The sequence below is a fragment of the Paenibacillus canaveralius genome, from assembly GCF_047238265.1.
GTDB lineage: Bacteria > Bacillota > Bacilli > Paenibacillales > NBRC-103111 > Paenibacillus_F.
On sequence record NZ_JBDFMM010000001.1, the window covers coordinates 5,729,601 to 5,746,290 of the forward strand.

General features: G+C 49.2%; 9 protein-coding genes. 2 read left to right on the forward strand and 7 right to left on the reverse strand.

Annotated features, from left to right (window positions below; translation table 11 throughout):
• Nucleotides 1–233: 233 nt before the first annotated feature.
• Nucleotides 234–1,793 carry an SAM-dependent methyltransferase gene (locus ABC395_RS25870; protein ID WP_413006575.1) on the reverse strand — a complete coding sequence of 520 codons (1,560 nt, stop codon included), beginning with the start codon at nucleotides 1,791–1,793 and terminating at the stop codon, nucleotides 234–236.
• Between the two features lie 292 nt (nucleotides 1,794–2,085).
• On the opposite strand from ABC395_RS25870, the gene ABC395_RS25875 reads away from it, so the two are divergent.
• The gene (locus ABC395_RS25875) at nucleotides 2,086–2,724 is read left to right on the forward strand and encodes a pentapeptide repeat-containing protein (RefSeq protein ID WP_413006576.1); all 639 of its coding nucleotides are present in this window, start codon (nucleotides 2,086–2,088) and stop codon (nucleotides 2,722–2,724) included.
• Nucleotides 2,725–3,028: 304 nt separating this feature from the next.
• Here the strand turns inward: ABC395_RS25875 and ABC395_RS25880 are convergent, their stop codons facing one another.
• From ABC395_RS25880 to ABC395_RS25905, 6 genes are all read right to left on the reverse strand, one after another.
• Complete coding sequence (locus ABC395_RS25880) at nucleotides 3,029–3,727, reverse strand: YczE/YyaS/YitT family protein (RefSeq protein WP_413006577.1); 699 nt, start codon at nucleotides 3,725–3,727, stop codon at nucleotides 3,029–3,031.
• A gap of 216 nt (nucleotides 3,728–3,943) precedes the next feature.
• Nucleotides 3,944–5,671 carry an amidohydrolase family protein gene (locus tag ABC395_RS25885; RefSeq protein ID WP_413006578.1) on the reverse strand — a complete coding sequence of 576 codons (1,728 nt, stop codon included), beginning with the start codon at nucleotides 5,669–5,671 and terminating at the stop codon, nucleotides 3,944–3,946.
• Nucleotides 5,672–5,926: 255 nt separating this feature from the next.
• The gene (locus ABC395_RS25890) at nucleotides 5,927–6,904 is read right to left on the reverse strand and encodes a LacI family DNA-binding transcriptional regulator (RefSeq protein ID WP_413006579.1); all 978 of its coding nucleotides are present in this window, start codon (nucleotides 6,902–6,904) and stop codon (nucleotides 5,927–5,929) included.
• Nucleotides 6,905–7,165: 261 nt separating this feature from the next.
• Nucleotides 7,166–10,666 carry an S-layer homology domain-containing protein gene (locus ABC395_RS25895; protein WP_413006580.1) on the reverse strand — a complete coding sequence of 1,167 codons (3,501 nt, stop codon included), beginning with the start codon at nucleotides 10,664–10,666 and terminating at the stop codon, nucleotides 7,166–7,168.
• A 274-nt stretch (nucleotides 10,667–10,940) separates the two neighbouring features.
• On the reverse strand, nucleotides 10,941–12,137 hold the full coding sequence (locus tag ABC395_RS25900) for a macrolide family glycosyltransferase (RefSeq protein ID WP_413006581.1): 1,197 nt from the start codon (nucleotides 12,135–12,137) through the stop codon (nucleotides 10,941–10,943).
• Between the two features lie 331 nt (nucleotides 12,138–12,468).
• Nucleotides 12,469–15,243 (reverse strand): S-layer homology domain-containing protein, encoded by a 2,775-nt coding sequence (locus ABC395_RS25905; protein WP_413006582.1) that lies wholly within the window; start codon nucleotides 15,241–15,243, stop codon nucleotides 12,469–12,471.
• Between the two features lie 299 nt (nucleotides 15,244–15,542).
• On the opposite strand from ABC395_RS25905, the gene ABC395_RS25910 reads away from it, so the two are divergent.
• The gene (locus ABC395_RS25910; RefSeq protein WP_413006583.1) at nucleotides 15,543–16,613 is read left to right on the forward strand and encodes a hypothetical protein; all 1,071 of its coding nucleotides are present in this window, start codon (nucleotides 15,543–15,545) and stop codon (nucleotides 16,611–16,613) included.
• Nucleotides 16,614–16,690: the final 77 nt, after the last annotated feature.

Consider the following 16,690-nt stretch of genomic DNA (forward strand, 5'->3'; position numbering starts at 1 on the left):
CATCCTCTCTTCCTCGGAACATTATTTTGTGCCGTTATTTACGGTTCGCGGCTGTGTTACCCCTCTATTTTCTTAATCCGACATTTGCAATTTTGGACATGCAAAAGAGGCTGTCCATACCGTCATCTCGGATGACCGGTGGACAGCCCTTATTCGATACAGCCGGCCTTCTTTTTCCCGGTTAGCTATAGCCAAATCGTGTGCTGAACCTTTTTTGCAGATACCGCTGCTCTTTATTGGGGCTCATCAAAATGACTGATCAAGGCCAATGCCTCTTCGTGATGAGGCTCAAGCTCCAACAACTTTCTTGTATAACTCACTGCATCTTCCACTAAGTCTAACTCGAAACAACAGATGGCGAGACAATAATAAACGGTGGATACGACCTCATCCTGCTCTTGTTGTACCGAAATTTCCAAATATCGTTTGGAGTGCTCATACATGTCCATCTCAAAGAGGATCAATCCGGCATCAAGCGCCAGATCATAACGCTGCTCCATGACGTAGTACGATGACCACATCAGCTCTATGCCTCTCAACAAGTCGAGTTTTTCTTCATCGTTTGCATCCGGTAACAGACTGGAAATCTGCTTCGCGCTCTGAATGAAAAATTCCGCATCGTACCCGCCCAGACGCCAAAAACTTAAGATTTGCTCCAGTCTCATGCTGTCCAGATTCCGGTCTACCCATCCCTTCATACTAAAAAACTCATCCGGACCAAAGCGTTCGATGCACCGGCGATAAGCCAGTCTCATATTCGCATAGTCCGTCGGTTTATCCAAATGAAGGATACAGCCGACATTTATATTTTTATAATGGTGGGGAGGAAATAACGCCTCGGCTCCTCTTTGTTCAAAAACATGTACAAACGCATGGTAGTTGGCCGTTAAAGAAAAACTTCCATGCAGGATCAGCTCCGGCGGCTCCGCGAATTTCCAGTTATCCAGCAGATGATCTCCTTTGTCTGCCGTTATCAACAGGAAGCCGGCCTGAGACAATGAATTCAAACGCTGTAAACAAGTTAATCCCGCGGCCGGAAATAAAATATGAGAGTCTTCCAGCTGCTCCTGATAAAGGGAGATGACATCGCGATAAGGATAAGTTTCCTGCTCGTACTCGGGGGCCCGCCGGTGCTCATAGTGTAAAGTGATTTGATTTAGCCATTCCGACGGTTTGAGGGAATCCTTATGTTCGGGATACTCGACATCGACATCCGCCTCATAAATCTGCCCCTCGCTCACATAAATCAGCTCTTGCGGGATACCGTCAAAAAAGTAGTTGGCCACAATAATCAACGGCTGTGTTAAATCTCCTTCATCAATGGTTGCACCTGATACCACGAGGTTAAGTACCGTACCATGGACAGCGTCAAACTGCGCAAAATCGAGCACCCCCTCGGTTATGAAAGATTGCAGGGCGGGATGTTCCTTCCACGCCAGAACATTGCTCATCGCCAAATCCGTCATGACATAGCGGAACGGAGGCAGCGATATTCCCGCGTAGTCCCTCATCTGACACAATTCATACAGCACATGGTAAGCGAAACGTCCGGCTCCGGCTCCAAGCTCTACAATTGTAACCGGCTCCGAACCATACCCCTTATTCGCCCGGTCTTGAAGAAACCCAAAGATCATTTCCGCATAGGCGGCGGCGATCATCGGATTACTCGTTATGTATTGAGGAACCTGGTCATTGTTCCATGCCTTCGTTCCCGCTTCTTCATAATATTTTCGCTGGATATTCCATATAGGCGCTTCACTGAAGCGGTAACGCTCTTTCTTGTTATCTGTCATTTCATCGATCCTGCTCTCTGGAAGTCATTGAATTGGCTCTACGTATAACTTACATCAATAAGTCCTTTTTTTATACACCTTGTATCAAAACCCTGGCTATTGCCCGTCCGCTTATGCCAATAGCTTCTTCTCCAACGCTGTTATTCAGGGTAGCACTCATTGTGTTGTCTGTAACGTGATTTTTTTTGCCTTCCGGTATTTATGTTACTATTAACTGGACTTATAAAAAAGAGCCGAAATCCGCATTTCTCTTACGCACCTAAACTTCACCGGTGAAACGGGGGGTGTCATTTTGAGCAAAAAGCCATTCATCACAAGGTGGGACGACGAGCAGCTCGCTGAAGCGAACCGGTCTTTGGCCGCCGTTACAGGCAAACAAAACCTGCACAAAAAAGAACGGTCTTTCCCTTCCTCCCCCTTCGGACAGACAGCTGACGGGTTGGAGGACTTTCGGGGAGTCGAACTCATTGAGACCATTCAATACCTGACGGTACAGGGCGTCGATCTGTCCTATGCCCGCTTCGTGGAGGCTGCAAGTCTGAACACTTCGGCATTCACAAACTGCCGTTTTAACATGGTAAAACTGGATAGCCGGTACGTGACGCGTGAATTCAGCCGCTGCTCGTTTCGGGGAGCCAAGCTGAACAATGCCAGGATCGGCGAACGATTTGAGGATTGCGATTTTACGGGAAGCAATTTTAGCAAAGCCATAGCAAACGACGCGTCATTCATACGATGCCGTTTTTCAGATGTTAACTTTCGCGGCGCTATGTTTATGCATTGCCGGTTTGAGGAATGCAGCTTCGAAGGGGCAGTTTTTCATAACGGCTCGTTAGCCGGAAGCCGTTTTACGGGAGAGACCGGCCTGCTTCCGGTTTGGGGAAACACGATACTCGATGGTGTGAGGATCAATGGGGAGAAGATGACATAACCGCTGGAGACGGGATGAGTGAGACGACGGCAAACTTCAACCTCCCGCTTCAAGTACCGGCTCCAGCCTGACGCGGTCTAACCGGACTTTTTTCTGGAAAACACGAGCAGAGACACAAAAAATCCCGGTTGTCCGGGATTTTCCGCTAGGTGTTCAAGAGAGGCTTGAACATGACTAGGGAGCCGCTTTAATCGCAGGCTGCCGTATTGTATGGTAGGGAAGGATGAGCCCCCACTTTGCCGGTTTGCCTGCAAAGCTCCGTAACCGGACTCCTTACAGGCAAAGCGCGGCGCCGCCGTATCTTTCAGTGCTTCACTATCTTGGGAGCCAGTCCCTTCTTCGCTCTTGAGCGGTTAAACAGATACGTATACAACTTGATGTATTGCCCGACAAGGATGGCGTTAAGTATCGTCCCCTCGCGAATGAACATGATTTTATGCAGGAAAATCAGACCGATACACGCCGCAAGCAGGAGCAGGGAGCAGTCAAAAACGGTTTTAATGTTCCCCCACTTCTTGCCCGTTTTTTTGAACACCGTGTTCACAAACATATCGATAGGCATAAGGACCAGGTTCGCCTGGATCATCATGAAGAGGCCCAGGGCCAAAGCCGCGTCTCCGAAAACGAGAAGCATTAGCTTTGTATAATACACGTCCAATTTAATAAAGCTGGTGAGCTGCAGATTAAAATCCAGGAAAAAAGCAAGGGCCAAGGCCGGAATCAGGGAAGCAAAGTTCTTTAATTTAAAATCTTTCGGTAAAACCAGGTAAGTCAGCAGCAGCATGAAAAGTTCCAGAAGAAAATTATAAGTACCTTGGCTCAGGTTAGGCTGAATGACCGTCATCACCCGGGTAAGACTGCTTTGGGGCGAAATCCCGATACCGGCCCTTATTGCAAGGCTGACGCCTAAAGTCAGGATATAAATGCCGATTAAATAAAGGATCCAGCGCCTCGTCAAACTGTTGCCTTGCAGCTCTGCGGGTGCCGTATTGGTTGGTTGCATATACCGTCCCTCTTCCTACATGTTTTTTGTAATCCCGGGCTTGCCTGGTCGACTTATTATCTCAATAACGGAAGCGCTTACACAATATAAAAATCACAGCGGCTTCCTCATGACTTTGGTCCCCGTCCCCGGAGAATGCCTGAATCGGCATCCTCTCGTCAGGACATCGTTTCGCCTCTTCATCAAAAACTACGCTGAACTCCGAAGTCTTTCTTGCTATTCCATGAAGCGGAAGCGGTGCAGGGAAATAAACAGGCTCAGGAGCTTGTTCACGACCGGCTCGCCTTCATTACGGTTTCCGAATTCCTCCAGGGCAGCATCGATTGCACCCGCGCTAGACGTTAGTTCGTTCACGGTCATATCCGCCATCACTCCGTAAATTTCGAGAGGCATGACGGCTTTATTCATTTTGTTCTCCGTTACGATACAAGCTCCGGAATACTGATCCACCTCTTTGGCACAGTGGCACATTTCTTCGCTGTCCTGTCCGACGACGACAAAGTAAGGCTTTGGAGCCGGCCAGAAAGTGGCGACCGCGCCGCGCTCTATGGACACGCCTTTGAACAGACCGTTGACTACGTGCCGTTTACCGTTGGCATAACGCTGAATGACCGACAGGCGGCTGTACTTCTCTCCTTCATATTCCGGAACAACTTTGCCGTCTTTCAGCGGAACCCAGATTTCATGATAGAATTTGGCATGTCCGCGGCCGTAGACGTCGAACAAATAGACTTTTGCCTGCGTACCGTCTTCCGATATTTCCATAGGCACGATATCGAGCTGTTCCGGTGTCAGGTCATCCAGTCCGGGCTTCCCTTTTGTACGCATCGAAGAGTAGTCGATATCCGCGTTTTTAAGCATTTTTTTGTCCTTCGCGATCAGCTCGCCGTCTTTAAAAACATAGAGAGGATTTATTTTAGACAGGCTGTCGGTCAAGACGATATCCGCAAAGCGTCCCGGCGTCAAAGACCCGATCTCATCCTCCATGTGGAACGATTTTGCCGTATTGTAGGAAGCCATTTTGATGGCCTTGATAGGAGGGATGCCCATTTCGGTACAGAGGGAGATAATCCAGTCCATATGCCCCATCTTTAACAGCCGTTCGATGGAAATATTGTCCGTGCACAGCATAAAGTTATCCGTCGGGAACTTGCGGTCCACGATCGATCTAAGCAGGGTTTTAATCACTTCGCTGCTGCCTACGCCGAACTTGATTTGAGTGGCCAGGCCGTAGCGGATGCTTTTCTCGATATCGTCCCCCGTCCAGACGTCGTGATTATTCGAAACGCCGATCGCGGGCAGATAGTTCAAGATCATATCGGAAAGAGCGGTCACTCCCCAATGCCCGTTCATAAAACCGCCCTTCTCCCTAAGCCAGGCGGCTTTGCGGAAATCATCCTCATCGCCCGAGCTGTAGGTAAAGTGCTCAAATTCGCCCAGACCGATGACCGGCTCTATGTCCAGGACCGCTTTGGTGACTTCGGCGGCCGTCTTTTTACCCGGTGCAAACGCATACAATCGGTAAGGCAGCTTATCGTATTCCTTGAACAAATCCCGGGCGGCTTGAATGCCGTTCTCGCCTGCCGCGCTAAGCAGATCGAGGCATTCCGCATAGATCGTCGTAGTCCCGCAAGGAACCATCGCTTCGGCCAGCGCCGTCGGATTTGCCAGTTGAGATTCGAAATGGAGATGCGCATCGATCAAACCGGGAATCGCATACAGCCCTTGCCCGTCAAAAACTTCTTTTACTCGAATCAGAGACTCGTCCGGGTTAAGCGCAACGATGCGTTTATCATAAACCAAGATAGAACCCTGGTAGACCGTTTCGCCATGCACATCCAAAATGTTCAAGTTTCTCAGAAGGAGATCGGCTTCTTCTTTTCCTTTTAAAACGTCAAAAATGGCATGAACTTTAGCAAGCTGATTGACTTCCGTTTGTTTCATAGGTTCGTTCTCCTTTGTAAAAAGAAATGTATAAGCAGAGCTGGGCTCAAGACTTATCCGGACTCAATAATCGTTTCACAATAAATTAGTTAATCGATTAACTAATTGGGATTAAAAAAAGGAACCTTGCAAACTTATTAAAAATTAAGTTAATCGTTTAACTAAACGTTTAAAAGAACGCCCCACTCCAGAATACGAAACCGGCATTTTCCAATCTGCGCGGCTGCCTCATTCAGCTTCTGACGGTTCCGAATATCAGGTGGAGTTTCGTTCGATAATCAAAGGGTCCAAAACCGTTACCGGTTCAATGGCCTGTTTGCGGATCTGGCCTAAAATCATTTCCGCGCTTCTGACGCCCAGTTCCCGGTTCTGCAAATCCACACAGCTAAGCTCCGGCGTGGAAATTTCAGACATCAGGGAATTGCCTAGGCTTAATACCGCCATATCCTGCACAATCCGAATATCGGATTTGTTCAAAGCCTTGGTTAAATAAATAGCGCTTAATTCATTCAGTACAAATACGCCGTCAATGTTGTTCTCAAGAAGCGTGGAGACGCAACGGTCAGGCAGTTCCCTGCCCTCTTCAATGACCATGATCAGCGGTTCGCATGCCCCGTCTCCGGCTTGTCTAAACCCTTCAAGAAAGTAATCCAGCAGCGGGTCCGGCAAATGCTTATGCACGATAGCCAGTTTACTTTTCCCTTTTGAGAGAAGATGCTCCGCACCTAGTTTCCCCGCCTTTACCAGATCGGGATATACCAGCGGAAAACCCTTATAAGGAATGCATCTGTTCGCATACACAACGGGAATCTCCCATTCGAGAACACTTTGAATGCTTTCTTGAAAAGATTTATCCGAGAACAATCCGATAAAGATGATTCCCGCTATCATATTCTCACGCATCAGCTGAAGAATGTCCTCTTCATTCATATTCTGATTGTCTACTTCATAAACAAAAAGATTATAATGATGACTGCTTAACGTTTGACTGATCCCGGAAGTAATCTCGGAGTAGTATAGATTGTTTATCTTGGGCAAGATGACGGCAACATTAGATGTTTCATTACGCTTGAGCGCTTTGGCCACTACATTGGGTATGTATCCAAGCTCTTTGATGGCCTGCTGAATCCGGGCTTCCGTCGTTTTTTTAACCACGATATTGGAGTTTAAATATCTCGAAACCGTACAGGCGCTCACATTCGCATGCTTGGCAATATCCTTGAGAGTTGCCATTGAACCTCCCCCCCTTAGAAGTTTGGTAACGCTTTCGTTAATCGTTTAACTTATTTGAAAACATAGTACCACGGAGAAGTGAATTTGACAACAACATTCTGTCTGCTTGTCCCGGACGCCCGCATGACTTGTAAAATTACGGCCAGTCTCAAAGGATTTTTGCCGCCGGCAACGAATTCAGCAAAATTTTATTTAGCTATGCTGCCTCAAAAAAATAAGCTCCCCCGATATTGATTAAGGGGAAGCTTATCTCTAGATCACTTACTTTTTAAGGTATTTCAGCAAAGATGCGATCATGGTTACCGATTCGGCCCTCGTAGCCGTTGCGTCCGGTGCGAATTTATTGTCGCCCATTCCCTGAATGAGTCCCTCTTTAGCCGCCGCGGCTACATAAGGGGCTCCCCACGAAGGAATCTTGTCCGAATCCGAGAATGCAGGTTCTGCATTCGGATCGACGGTGATTTTGGAGGCGCGAACGATTAAGGTAACCAGTTCCAGCCGGGACAGAGATTGATTCGGCCGAAGAGTATGGTCGGAAAATCCGTCGATTAACCCTGCACTCACAGCCTGAGAAACATACACCTGCGCCCACTCCGGAACTGTTTGCGCATCCGTAAAAGCGACGTCCGCCCCTGTGTCTTTCAACTGAAGCGCCCTGGCAAGCATCGAGATAATCTCAATGCGGTTAATTTGCTTATCCGGCTTGAACGAACCATCCTCGTATCCCGCGATAAATCCTTTCTCAAGCGCTTGGATAATGACGGAATAAGCCCAATGATCTTTAATATCCGTTAATTGCACTTGCGGTTTGGGAGTCGGTTTTCCTCCGCCTGTATTCGTGTTGCCGTTGTTTCCGCTGCCGTTGTTGCTGCCGTTATTGCCACTGTTACTGTTGTTGCCATTGGTACCATTGTTGCCTGTATTGCCGGCATTGTCGCCGCTGCCGTTATTGCCGTTGCCGCTATTGCCGCCGCCATCGTTACCGCTATTGCCATAAACGGCAATAACTTCATCCGAGCTGTTCTTGCCGCTCATGGCCTTAATAGCAAATTGATAGGTTTTGGACGGGTTAAGATTAGTCAACGCATACGTCGCAGAGCTCACCGTCGGAACCACTCTTGCGTTCCAGTTTGCTCCCAATTGGTCATTTTTTTCATAGATTCGGTAAGCCGTCGGTGCCGGACCGCCTTGCGGAGCATTCCATGTGAGCGTGGACTGTCCGTTTTGAATGGTACTCATCCGGGCATCTCTAACCGGGTTAGGTTTCGCATCCGTTTTTTGAACGCTGAATTGATCGTACAGGTCTGTCGTTCCCGTCTCCGTCGTCGTATACACTTGGAACGACATCGAATTATCCGTGACCGTTATACCCGTGAACATTTCTTTGCCGGGCTGCCCGTACTTAGCGGCAAAAGGGAACGGTCCCGCTTTTGGCGTATAACGCTTATCTCCCGCCGCATTGCTCACCAGATACAAAGTTCCTTTCGGGTCGATTATCTGGTTATTCTCATTGGTCGATGTCTTCTCCGGCACATTATCAAACATCGGATATGTTCTCGTGTAGGTATGATCATGACCGCTAAGCACGACATCGATACCCAATTCGTCGAACAAAGCCGTCAGCTTTTTACGGAAGAACAGGACATCGCTGTCGTTCGTGTGACTCGCCACGGAGTACGGCGATTTATGGAACATTACGATTTTCCACTTCTTGTCTGTTTTGGCCGCTTCCGCACGCAGCCATTCTTCTTGTTTCTTGTAGACGGTATCGATGCCTTTGGCTTCGTTATACTCGGTGTTAATCACCATAAAGTGAGCAGGACCGTAATCGAATGAGTAAACCGATCCGTCCGGCTTCGCTTCCGTGTTTGAAGTGTTAGGCAAATTGAAATGATACGTGAAATTATTGTTTGCCTTACTCTCATGATTACCGAGCGCCGGTACCACCGGCAGCTTGGAGAAAAGATCCTTCGGCTGGTTCAGCAGCCACATCCATTGGTTCTCGATATCCCCGTTGTCTACAAGGTCGCCTGTGATGGTTACGAACTTGGAGGTCGGGAACTTGTTAAGGGCTTCCTCTAAAGTGTGCTTCCATGTGACGTATTCACTTTCCGTCGTCCCTTGAGGATCCGTTGTATAGAGGAATGTAAACGAATCCCCGGACCCCTCGGTGGTAAAGCTGCGAATGTCACTCCAATGTCCGTCTTGTCCGTCACCGATCCGGTAGCTGTAAGTTGTGCCCGGCTTGAGACCGGAGGCCGTAACTTTATGGCTGGCATAAGTCGTGAACTTGCCTGAACTCTTGTCCGAACTGGACTGGTAGACGCTGACCGGCAGTGCCGTTCCCTCGAACGTTTGTGCCGTACCGGCCGGGAACGTACCATTGACGACTTTAGCGGATTCGGCAATCTCCAGCTTAGTGCCCGTTACGCTGGGATCCGTATACCAGGCGAAACCTTGCGAAGTCTTCGGATCGCCGTTAAACGTCAGGGCGACGGCGGACGGAACGACGGGCCCCTTAATCCCTCCTCCGCCTGAAGGGGTCTCATCCGGGTTCGCAACGAGCTTCATATCCCAGTAGAGGTCTGAACTGCTGTCACTGCGCTGATGGACTTCCGCCGCCAGCACATTGACACCGTTATGTAACACTCCATTTAACACGGCCGTTAAATCCGCTGTTTCTGTTGCAGGCTCGTTGATCGTAGCGGAGCTGAGCGTTTGGAAATTCGGTTCGCCGTCCGGCATGTTAAAACGGTAAACTTCCTTGCCGTTGATATAGAGAACCGCCCCGTCATCGATACCGAACGTGCCTACGATTTTCTTATAATCCACGAGATTCTTCACGTCTATCGTCGTGCGGAAGTAAGAAGTCCGATACTTCATACTGGCGTTATTCCCGTAGCTGATCGGCTGCTTAACGCTGCCGAATGCGTCGGTCGCCTTTCCCGCCGGATACCCGAAAGGTCCGTTTTGTGTGTTCCAAGCGGAGTCTGCGAATTGGTCTCCCCTCCAGGCGGCTGCCTGATCGGTTCCGTTATCTAGGTATTTCCATGCCGCGTTCTGAGGCAACAAAACGATGTTTTTCCCGTCTGCAGGCCCTGTTCCCGAACCACCGCCTGTACCGCCGTTCCCGCTCTGCTTGAGAACTGCCGTCAGTTCCATATCGAAATACAAGTCGGAACTGGAATCGCTCGAATTGTGAATCTCGGCGGTAATGACGTTGTCACCGTTTTTCAATGCCGCCTTGAGGTTGACGCTTAAATCCTCCTTGTATACGACCGGGTCGGATTTATTCGAGGTCGCATACGTCGTGTACGTCGCTTCCGTTACGGACATCCCCGCCCGGTATACTTCGATTCCGTTCGCATAAAGCACAATACCGTCGTCTACTCCCAGCGCTGCTTTATACGATTCGTAAGCGGCGGTGTCGCTGATCGGAACGGTTTTACTGAAATACGTCGTAATGTGCTTTTTCTTCTCGTTACCGCCAAAGCTGAGCACGGTGGCGGCCTTGCCGAAATCGGTTTGAGGCCCCACGTCTCCCGTGGCTACCCCGCCCGTCACCTTATAACCGAAAGGAGCCGCACTCACCTTCCACTTCGAAAAATCAAAAGGACTTTTCATCGCATATCCGTAGTCGAGCCCTTCATCGCTGTAGCTCCACAAAGAGCCTTTATCGATCAATTTCACGGAAGCCGCAACCGTTACCGAAGGTTCCCCGGCAGCGCTTACGACAATACCGCTTAAAAATGTTTGTAACACGACCATAATCGTTAAAAAGATGGCTAAGCTTTTTTTTATCCTTTTGATTGACATAAGCAAGTAATCGCCCCATCCACAGTGTAATAGGACTATTGTAGGAGGGGATTGTTACAGCAAATCCGGGAATATGTCAGTGGATTGTTAAATCATTTCTTTTCCGCTTGGTAAAACCCGTTTGGACTGTAAATGGCCCGTTTTCAAATCTCCCCTGTGAAAAAAACAAAAAGGCCGCTCCTCTCCGGGACAGCCTTATCTCTTCGCGGTTTAAAAAATGCTATATCCGGACATGAGACCGGCTTTTAAATTCAAAAATCTCATCAACGGCTTGACGATATCCGCCGGATTTTCGAAAAGATTCGCCGATATAGGCTACGGCTTTCCGGAAAGACGGGAGACTCAGCACTTGATCGGCGGCTTCACGCAGCTGATTCGCGGTCAAGCCTTGCATCTGTAAGGCAAGGCCCGCTCCGATCTTGGCAACCTGACCCGCAACCATCGGCTGGTCCGCATTCTGCGGGATGACCACGAGCGGAACCCCGTAATAAAGACCTTCACTCGTGCTGTTCATTCCGCCGTGTGTAATAAATAACTTCGTGTGCTGCAGAAGTTCCGTTTGCGGAACGTAATTTTTGACGATGAAATTACCGGGTATCTCCCCCAAGTCGGAAATCGGGGTGTTATTTCCTACCGACATGACAATCGTATGCTCCGTGTTCCCGAACGCCTCGAAACAAAGTTTGTAGAAATCAACAGCATCGTTAAAAACGGTGCCGAGCGAGATGTAAATCGGGTTTTTCCCCTTGATTGCAGTCAAATCGAAATTTTGTTGAGCCGGCCGCGAAGAGATGGACGGACCTACAAATTTGTACGTTTGGTCGAATGCCTCCGGATCCGTTTGAAACTCTCTTGTCGTATACACGATAGTAAGCGGGGCAGGATTATAAAACGCCTCGTAAGGAGAACGGACATCCACCCCGTATTTTTCGCTTACCGCTGCCGCCAGGCTGTAAAACCGTTCAACGATTTCTTCGGGAGTCTTTAAGGGAGGCGGTTCCAGGATAGTATCGAACGTTTCTTTAATATGCGCAAAAGAAGTGCACGAGCTGATGGCGGGAAGCTTAAGAATCCCGGCAAGCAAACGCCCGCATCCGAACATGGAGTCATGGATCATGTAATCAAAATGCTCTCCCCGTATCTGCTCCAGAACGGTCGGAATGACGACATCGGCCGTAAGCAAAAGTCCGTTGGCTCTTTCGAGCACATAGTCCCTTCCGCCGGACATAAAGGCTTCTATAAATTTTTGATCGTCAATTGTCCGTACCGAAGCTCCCGCCTTCTCGATACGTTCCCTATAAGCCCCGAGACAGAAGTACACCACCTCTTCTCCACGCGCTACAAGCTCCTGCACAACGCCGATCGTCGGATTGATGTGTCCCTCTGATCCCGCGTTAATAAATAATACACGCGCCATTTCTATCACTCCTTAGGTTACGGTCTCTAAATCGTGTAAGAGCAACGCCTACTATACAAATAATGTCAACGTATCTATCATATTACATTTTCTAGGAATTTCAAAACTTTAAGTAAAAAAGCTGCCCCTCTGGGACAGCCCCACCTTGTCGCTATCGTAAAACAGGAGTCTCTTAATCCCACACAATCCGCTAATCTCTATCTGCGGAATCTAATCACTCAACTGCCGGTTCCCCTGCACAGCCTCTTAAACATAAAAAAAGCCCCGATCTATTCCATAAGAATACAATCGGGGTGCTCTTCCGAGACTATAAAATTAGTTGGACGGCCAGTTAATCCGCCATGATTTCAAGCATCGTCTTAATACTTGAGTTGAGCTGCAGCGTATTCAGAATCAACTGCAGCGCATCCGCACGGCCGGCCGTGCCGCCGGGGTTTAACTTCCCGTCGCCGCTGCCCTCGATGATTCCCGCTTGAGCCGCCAAATCCATCGGATCGACGCTTGAATCACCCGCATGGCCGGCCCCTTGCAGATTCACGATCCTGGACAAAATCACGACCATCTCTTGACGGGTAATGAACCTGTCCGGTTTGAATGTTCCGTCACCGAACCCGCCGATGATTCCCGCTTGCACGAACTTCTCGATCGGCTCTTGTGCCCAGTGGCCTTTTACGTCGTTCAAACCGGCCGGATTCGTGCCCCCGACGTCAAAGATACGGGAAAGAATCGCCACGAATTCCCCGCGGGACATTTCCCGGTTCGGTTTAATCGTGTTGTCCTCGTAGCCGTAAATAATATTAAGTTTCAAGAAAATATCAATGGTCTTCCCTGCCCAGTGATTCTTCATGTCGACAGGGGTAAACGCCGGTTTCGGATTTTTAATAGCCGCGTTGATCTTGGCCTGGATATCCTCAACCGGATTTTTGCCTTGGAAGACATCTTTCTTGAAAATATCGTCGTCCGGCGCAGGCGTTGGTTTCGGCGAAACCGGTGTCGGTGCCGGTGTCGGTTTCACTTCCGGTGAAGGAGTCGGCGGAACCGGTGTCGGTTTCACTTCTGCCGGTGGAGGAGACGGCTTCTGCTCATCGTCATCCTCATCATGGCCGCCGCCACCACCACCACCGCCACCGCCGCCTGGGTTTGTCGTTCCTTTTACCGTCTGAATAAACGGCGCGGACGTACCTTCGGCGAACTGATTGTCTCCGCTATATACGGCCGTAAGCGAATGGTCTCCCACGGTTAAAGCACTTGTCGTATACGTTGCAATCGCATATCCGTTCGAGATGCCCTTAGGTTCCAGCGTAAGAGTATCGAGCAAAGCGGAACCGTCCATAAGCTTAACCGTTCCGGTTAAAGTGCCGGACGTCTGCGGATGCGAAGTGGTTTTCACCGTAAACGTGACCGACTGGCCCTGCTGAGAAGGATTCAGCATATTCGTGATAGTCGTCAACGTCGGAGTTTTGGCGTTTGGCGTCGTTGGCGGTGTCGGGGTAGGCGTCGGCGAGGCTCCTAATGTTTCAAAGAACTTCTCGGCGCCATAGCTCGTCCCGTTTTTGTTGATCGCATAAGCGCGCATGTAATAGGTCTTATTGGGCTTCAAGTCGGTTAAAGGGACGCTGAACTCGCCCGTCGTGCCCGGAGCCGTCACTTTCGTACCCCTATTGACGGTAAGGCTCGGGTCCGTACTGTAAAGCACGCCGCGTTCCGTAACGGCTGCACCGCCGTCTTCGGTTACATTACCGCCAATGGTAGCGGTTGTCGCCGTGACTAGCGAAGCTTCCGGTGTCGTTACCGTCGGAGCCAGGCTTACCGTGGTAAAAGAGACTTCATTGCCGTAGCCCGTTAAACCTTCATCGTTCGTTGCAAAAGAGCGCGCATAATACGTCGTTCCTCTGGCTAGCTCCTGCGCCAGCATATACGTTACGAATTCCTTATGCGGTTCTCCGTAACCCGCACGAATCTTCATACCGGATTCAAGCGTCGGATTCGGGTTTGTATCTATAACAAAACCGCGGCTGTTATGGCTATCCTTAATCGACGTTACATTGCTGCCGATATACTTGATTTTGCTTGCCAAAACAACGTTCATGTAATCCACGGTAGGAAGTTCTGTCGTCAGTTCCGGCTCCTTCGGTTTGGTATCGAAGGCCAGTTCATCCCCGTAGTCATAATCATGAGTTGTCTTTACATAGGCTCGCACCGTATATCGGACGCCCTGCTGTAAATCGGTGAGCGGTACACTGAACTCGCCGGTTGTACCCGCCACCGGATACTTCGTTGATTTCATCGTCGGATACTGAGTCTTCACTTCGATACCCCGCTCAACAAAGGGCCATATGCCGGTGCTCAGCACATTGCCGTATACGGTCGCCGTTACGCTGGTCACCGAAGCGGTGTAAACCGATGTGGTTACCGTCGGCTCGGTGCGCTTCGTGTAGAAAGAAAATTCATCGCTGTAACCCGTTCCGACGCTGTTGGTTGCGTAAGCACGGAAATAGTAGTAGTTTTCCCCCGGAAGCAGCCCGGACAAAGCGGCCATAAACACTTCGTTCGTCCCGGTCGTGCCGCCTGCGGGTACCTTCGTGCCGCTCTCTGCCGCAAAATTGCGCACCGTGCTGTAGACGATTCCGTGTTCGGTCACGTCTGCCCCGCCGTCGTTTGTCACCTTACCGCCGACATCCGCGGTAGTCGTGGTAATCTGGCCCACCGGGGCCATCTTGACGGTTGGCGGCGACATCGGAGTCAATGTCCGCGATAGAGTTTGGGAGCCTCCATTTATCGTAACGGTTCCCGTTTGCCCCTGATACCCGTCTTTGGTTATCGAAAAACCGTAAGTGCCGTTAGACAAAGCCGTCACAGAGAGGCCCGAACTGTCTGTTATATATTCTTTTCCGTCAACGGATACCTTTGCTCCTTGTAAAGGGGCTTTTTCGACAACGACGCTCGTTCCGTTGCTGCCGTTGCTGACGATTTCACTGACAGTCAGTGAAAAATCGTATACATCCCCTGTCCCCGCGTCCTTGGCACCGTAGGCGAATTGGGTTGGCAGTAACAACAGGATCGACAACACCAACGCTAAAACCGGTCTTAACCTTCCTTCTTTCAAGTAACATCCTCCTTGTATTACTGGGTTCAGATTTATATAGACACCTGGGGGGTGTATATATCTAGTAAGTGGGTTGGTCCTCCATTCTTGTTTTTTTGCTATTTTTCGACAAATAAATTCGACATTTACTGATATCCTCCTTTAAAAAAAGTTCCATTTATTTCATGAAAACCATGAACTTTTTCCCCGGCAAAAATGTAATTTGAACAGGCGTCAAAGAGCCGCTATGATGGACACAGCATAGAATTCGGAAAAGAGCTGTTTGACCAAGACTTCATCAACAAACGAGGGATCGGACCATGAAACTTCAATTGCTGTATCAGGATTATCTGAACTTAAAATTCGACAGGAAAATGCCGCCCGTACTAACGGAAGGCTTCGAATACGGTTTGTGTGAAGACGAGAGTACAGAGCTGTTTTTAACAGGGCGGCAGAGTCTGCCGTTCAGTGAATGGATCTCCGAATTACAGCCGAGAGATCCCAACTACACGGCGAACCCGGACTGGAAGCCTCTGCTCTCGGCGGATTTTGCACAGCTGGATGTATACGACGAACTGATCTTCTATTACCTGCTGTTTACGGTTAACACGACAACGTCGATTGTTAAGGTTAACGCATACCATGAAATGAATGATTTTATGAAAAACTATTGCTTCTTCCAGCTAGCCCAATTGTCCGATATTACCGCACTAAGCGAAGAACAGCGGGCTCAGCTTAGGGAATTCTTCTTCTTTTTCTATCTTTATGCGCACCCGGTTAACGAGGAAACCCTCTATTCCTTTTCATTCCTTGAGCAAAATCTGGTTCATACCAGAACCGGCATTAGCGTGGAACGCTATTTTTCAACCTATCATGACTACTACAGCGAAAATGTCGACAAGTATAAGGACCAATTGGACCTGGCCCCCCATGAAATCCAAACGTACAAACATGTCACCCTGGGGCTGTTAAGCGCAATCGAGGGTAAATCCAGGCTGGCGATGCCAAACGAGGAAGGGTTAGAAGATATCCTGCAGGGGATCAATAACGTCGATAGGTTGATCCATAGGTATGCACAAAATAAAACCGAGCTGTTTAACGTGATGGCGGACCTTCTCTCTGATCACCGCTCCAGCCCGTATCGCGACCATTGTTTCAAAACGCTGCTCCAGAATTATGCCGCGTATATCCTTTATTTTAATTTTGAGGAAATTAACGCCCTGGTGGATTACTTCAAAGCCTCCCCACAATGGTGCGGCAAGATCATCAACGCCATTTTTACCGATGCCATCTTTATTCAGAAAATACTGCGTCAGAACCGTATAGATATAGCGGAGTATAGAAATGTAACGGAATTCTTCAACGAGAGGGCAAAGAGTATGTATTTGTAGGTGGAGACGAAACGAAGATAACCCGAATATACCGGACTACTCGGCCTGTTATCTCCCATATGATGAGCGTGATTTTT

What these genes read in the sequence shown, in the direction of transcription:
- ABC395_RS25870 (WP_413006575.1), bottom strand. Translation starts at nt 1,793, where the DNA reads ATGACAGATAACAAGAAAGAGCGTTACCGCTTCAGTGAAGCGCCTATA.
- ABC395_RS25880 (WP_413006577.1), bottom strand. Translation starts at nt 3,727, where the DNA reads ATGCAACCAACCAATACGGCACCCGCAGAGCTGCAAGGCAACAGTTTG.
- ABC395_RS25885 (WP_413006578.1), bottom strand. Translation starts at nt 5,671, where the DNA reads ATGAAACAAACGGAAGTCAATCAGCTTGCTAAAGTTCATGCCATTTTT.
- ABC395_RS25890 (WP_413006579.1), bottom strand. Translation starts at nt 6,904, where the DNA reads ATGGCAACTCTCAAGGATATTGCCAAGCATGCGAATGTGAGCGCCTGT.
- ABC395_RS25900 (WP_413006581.1), bottom strand. Translation starts at nt 12,137, where the DNA reads ATGGCGCGTGTATTATTTATTAACGCGGGATCAGAGGGACACATCAAT.
- ABC395_RS25910 (WP_413006583.1), top strand. Translation starts at nt 15,543, where the DNA reads ATGAAACTTCAATTGCTGTATCAGGATTATCTGAACTTAAAATTCGAC.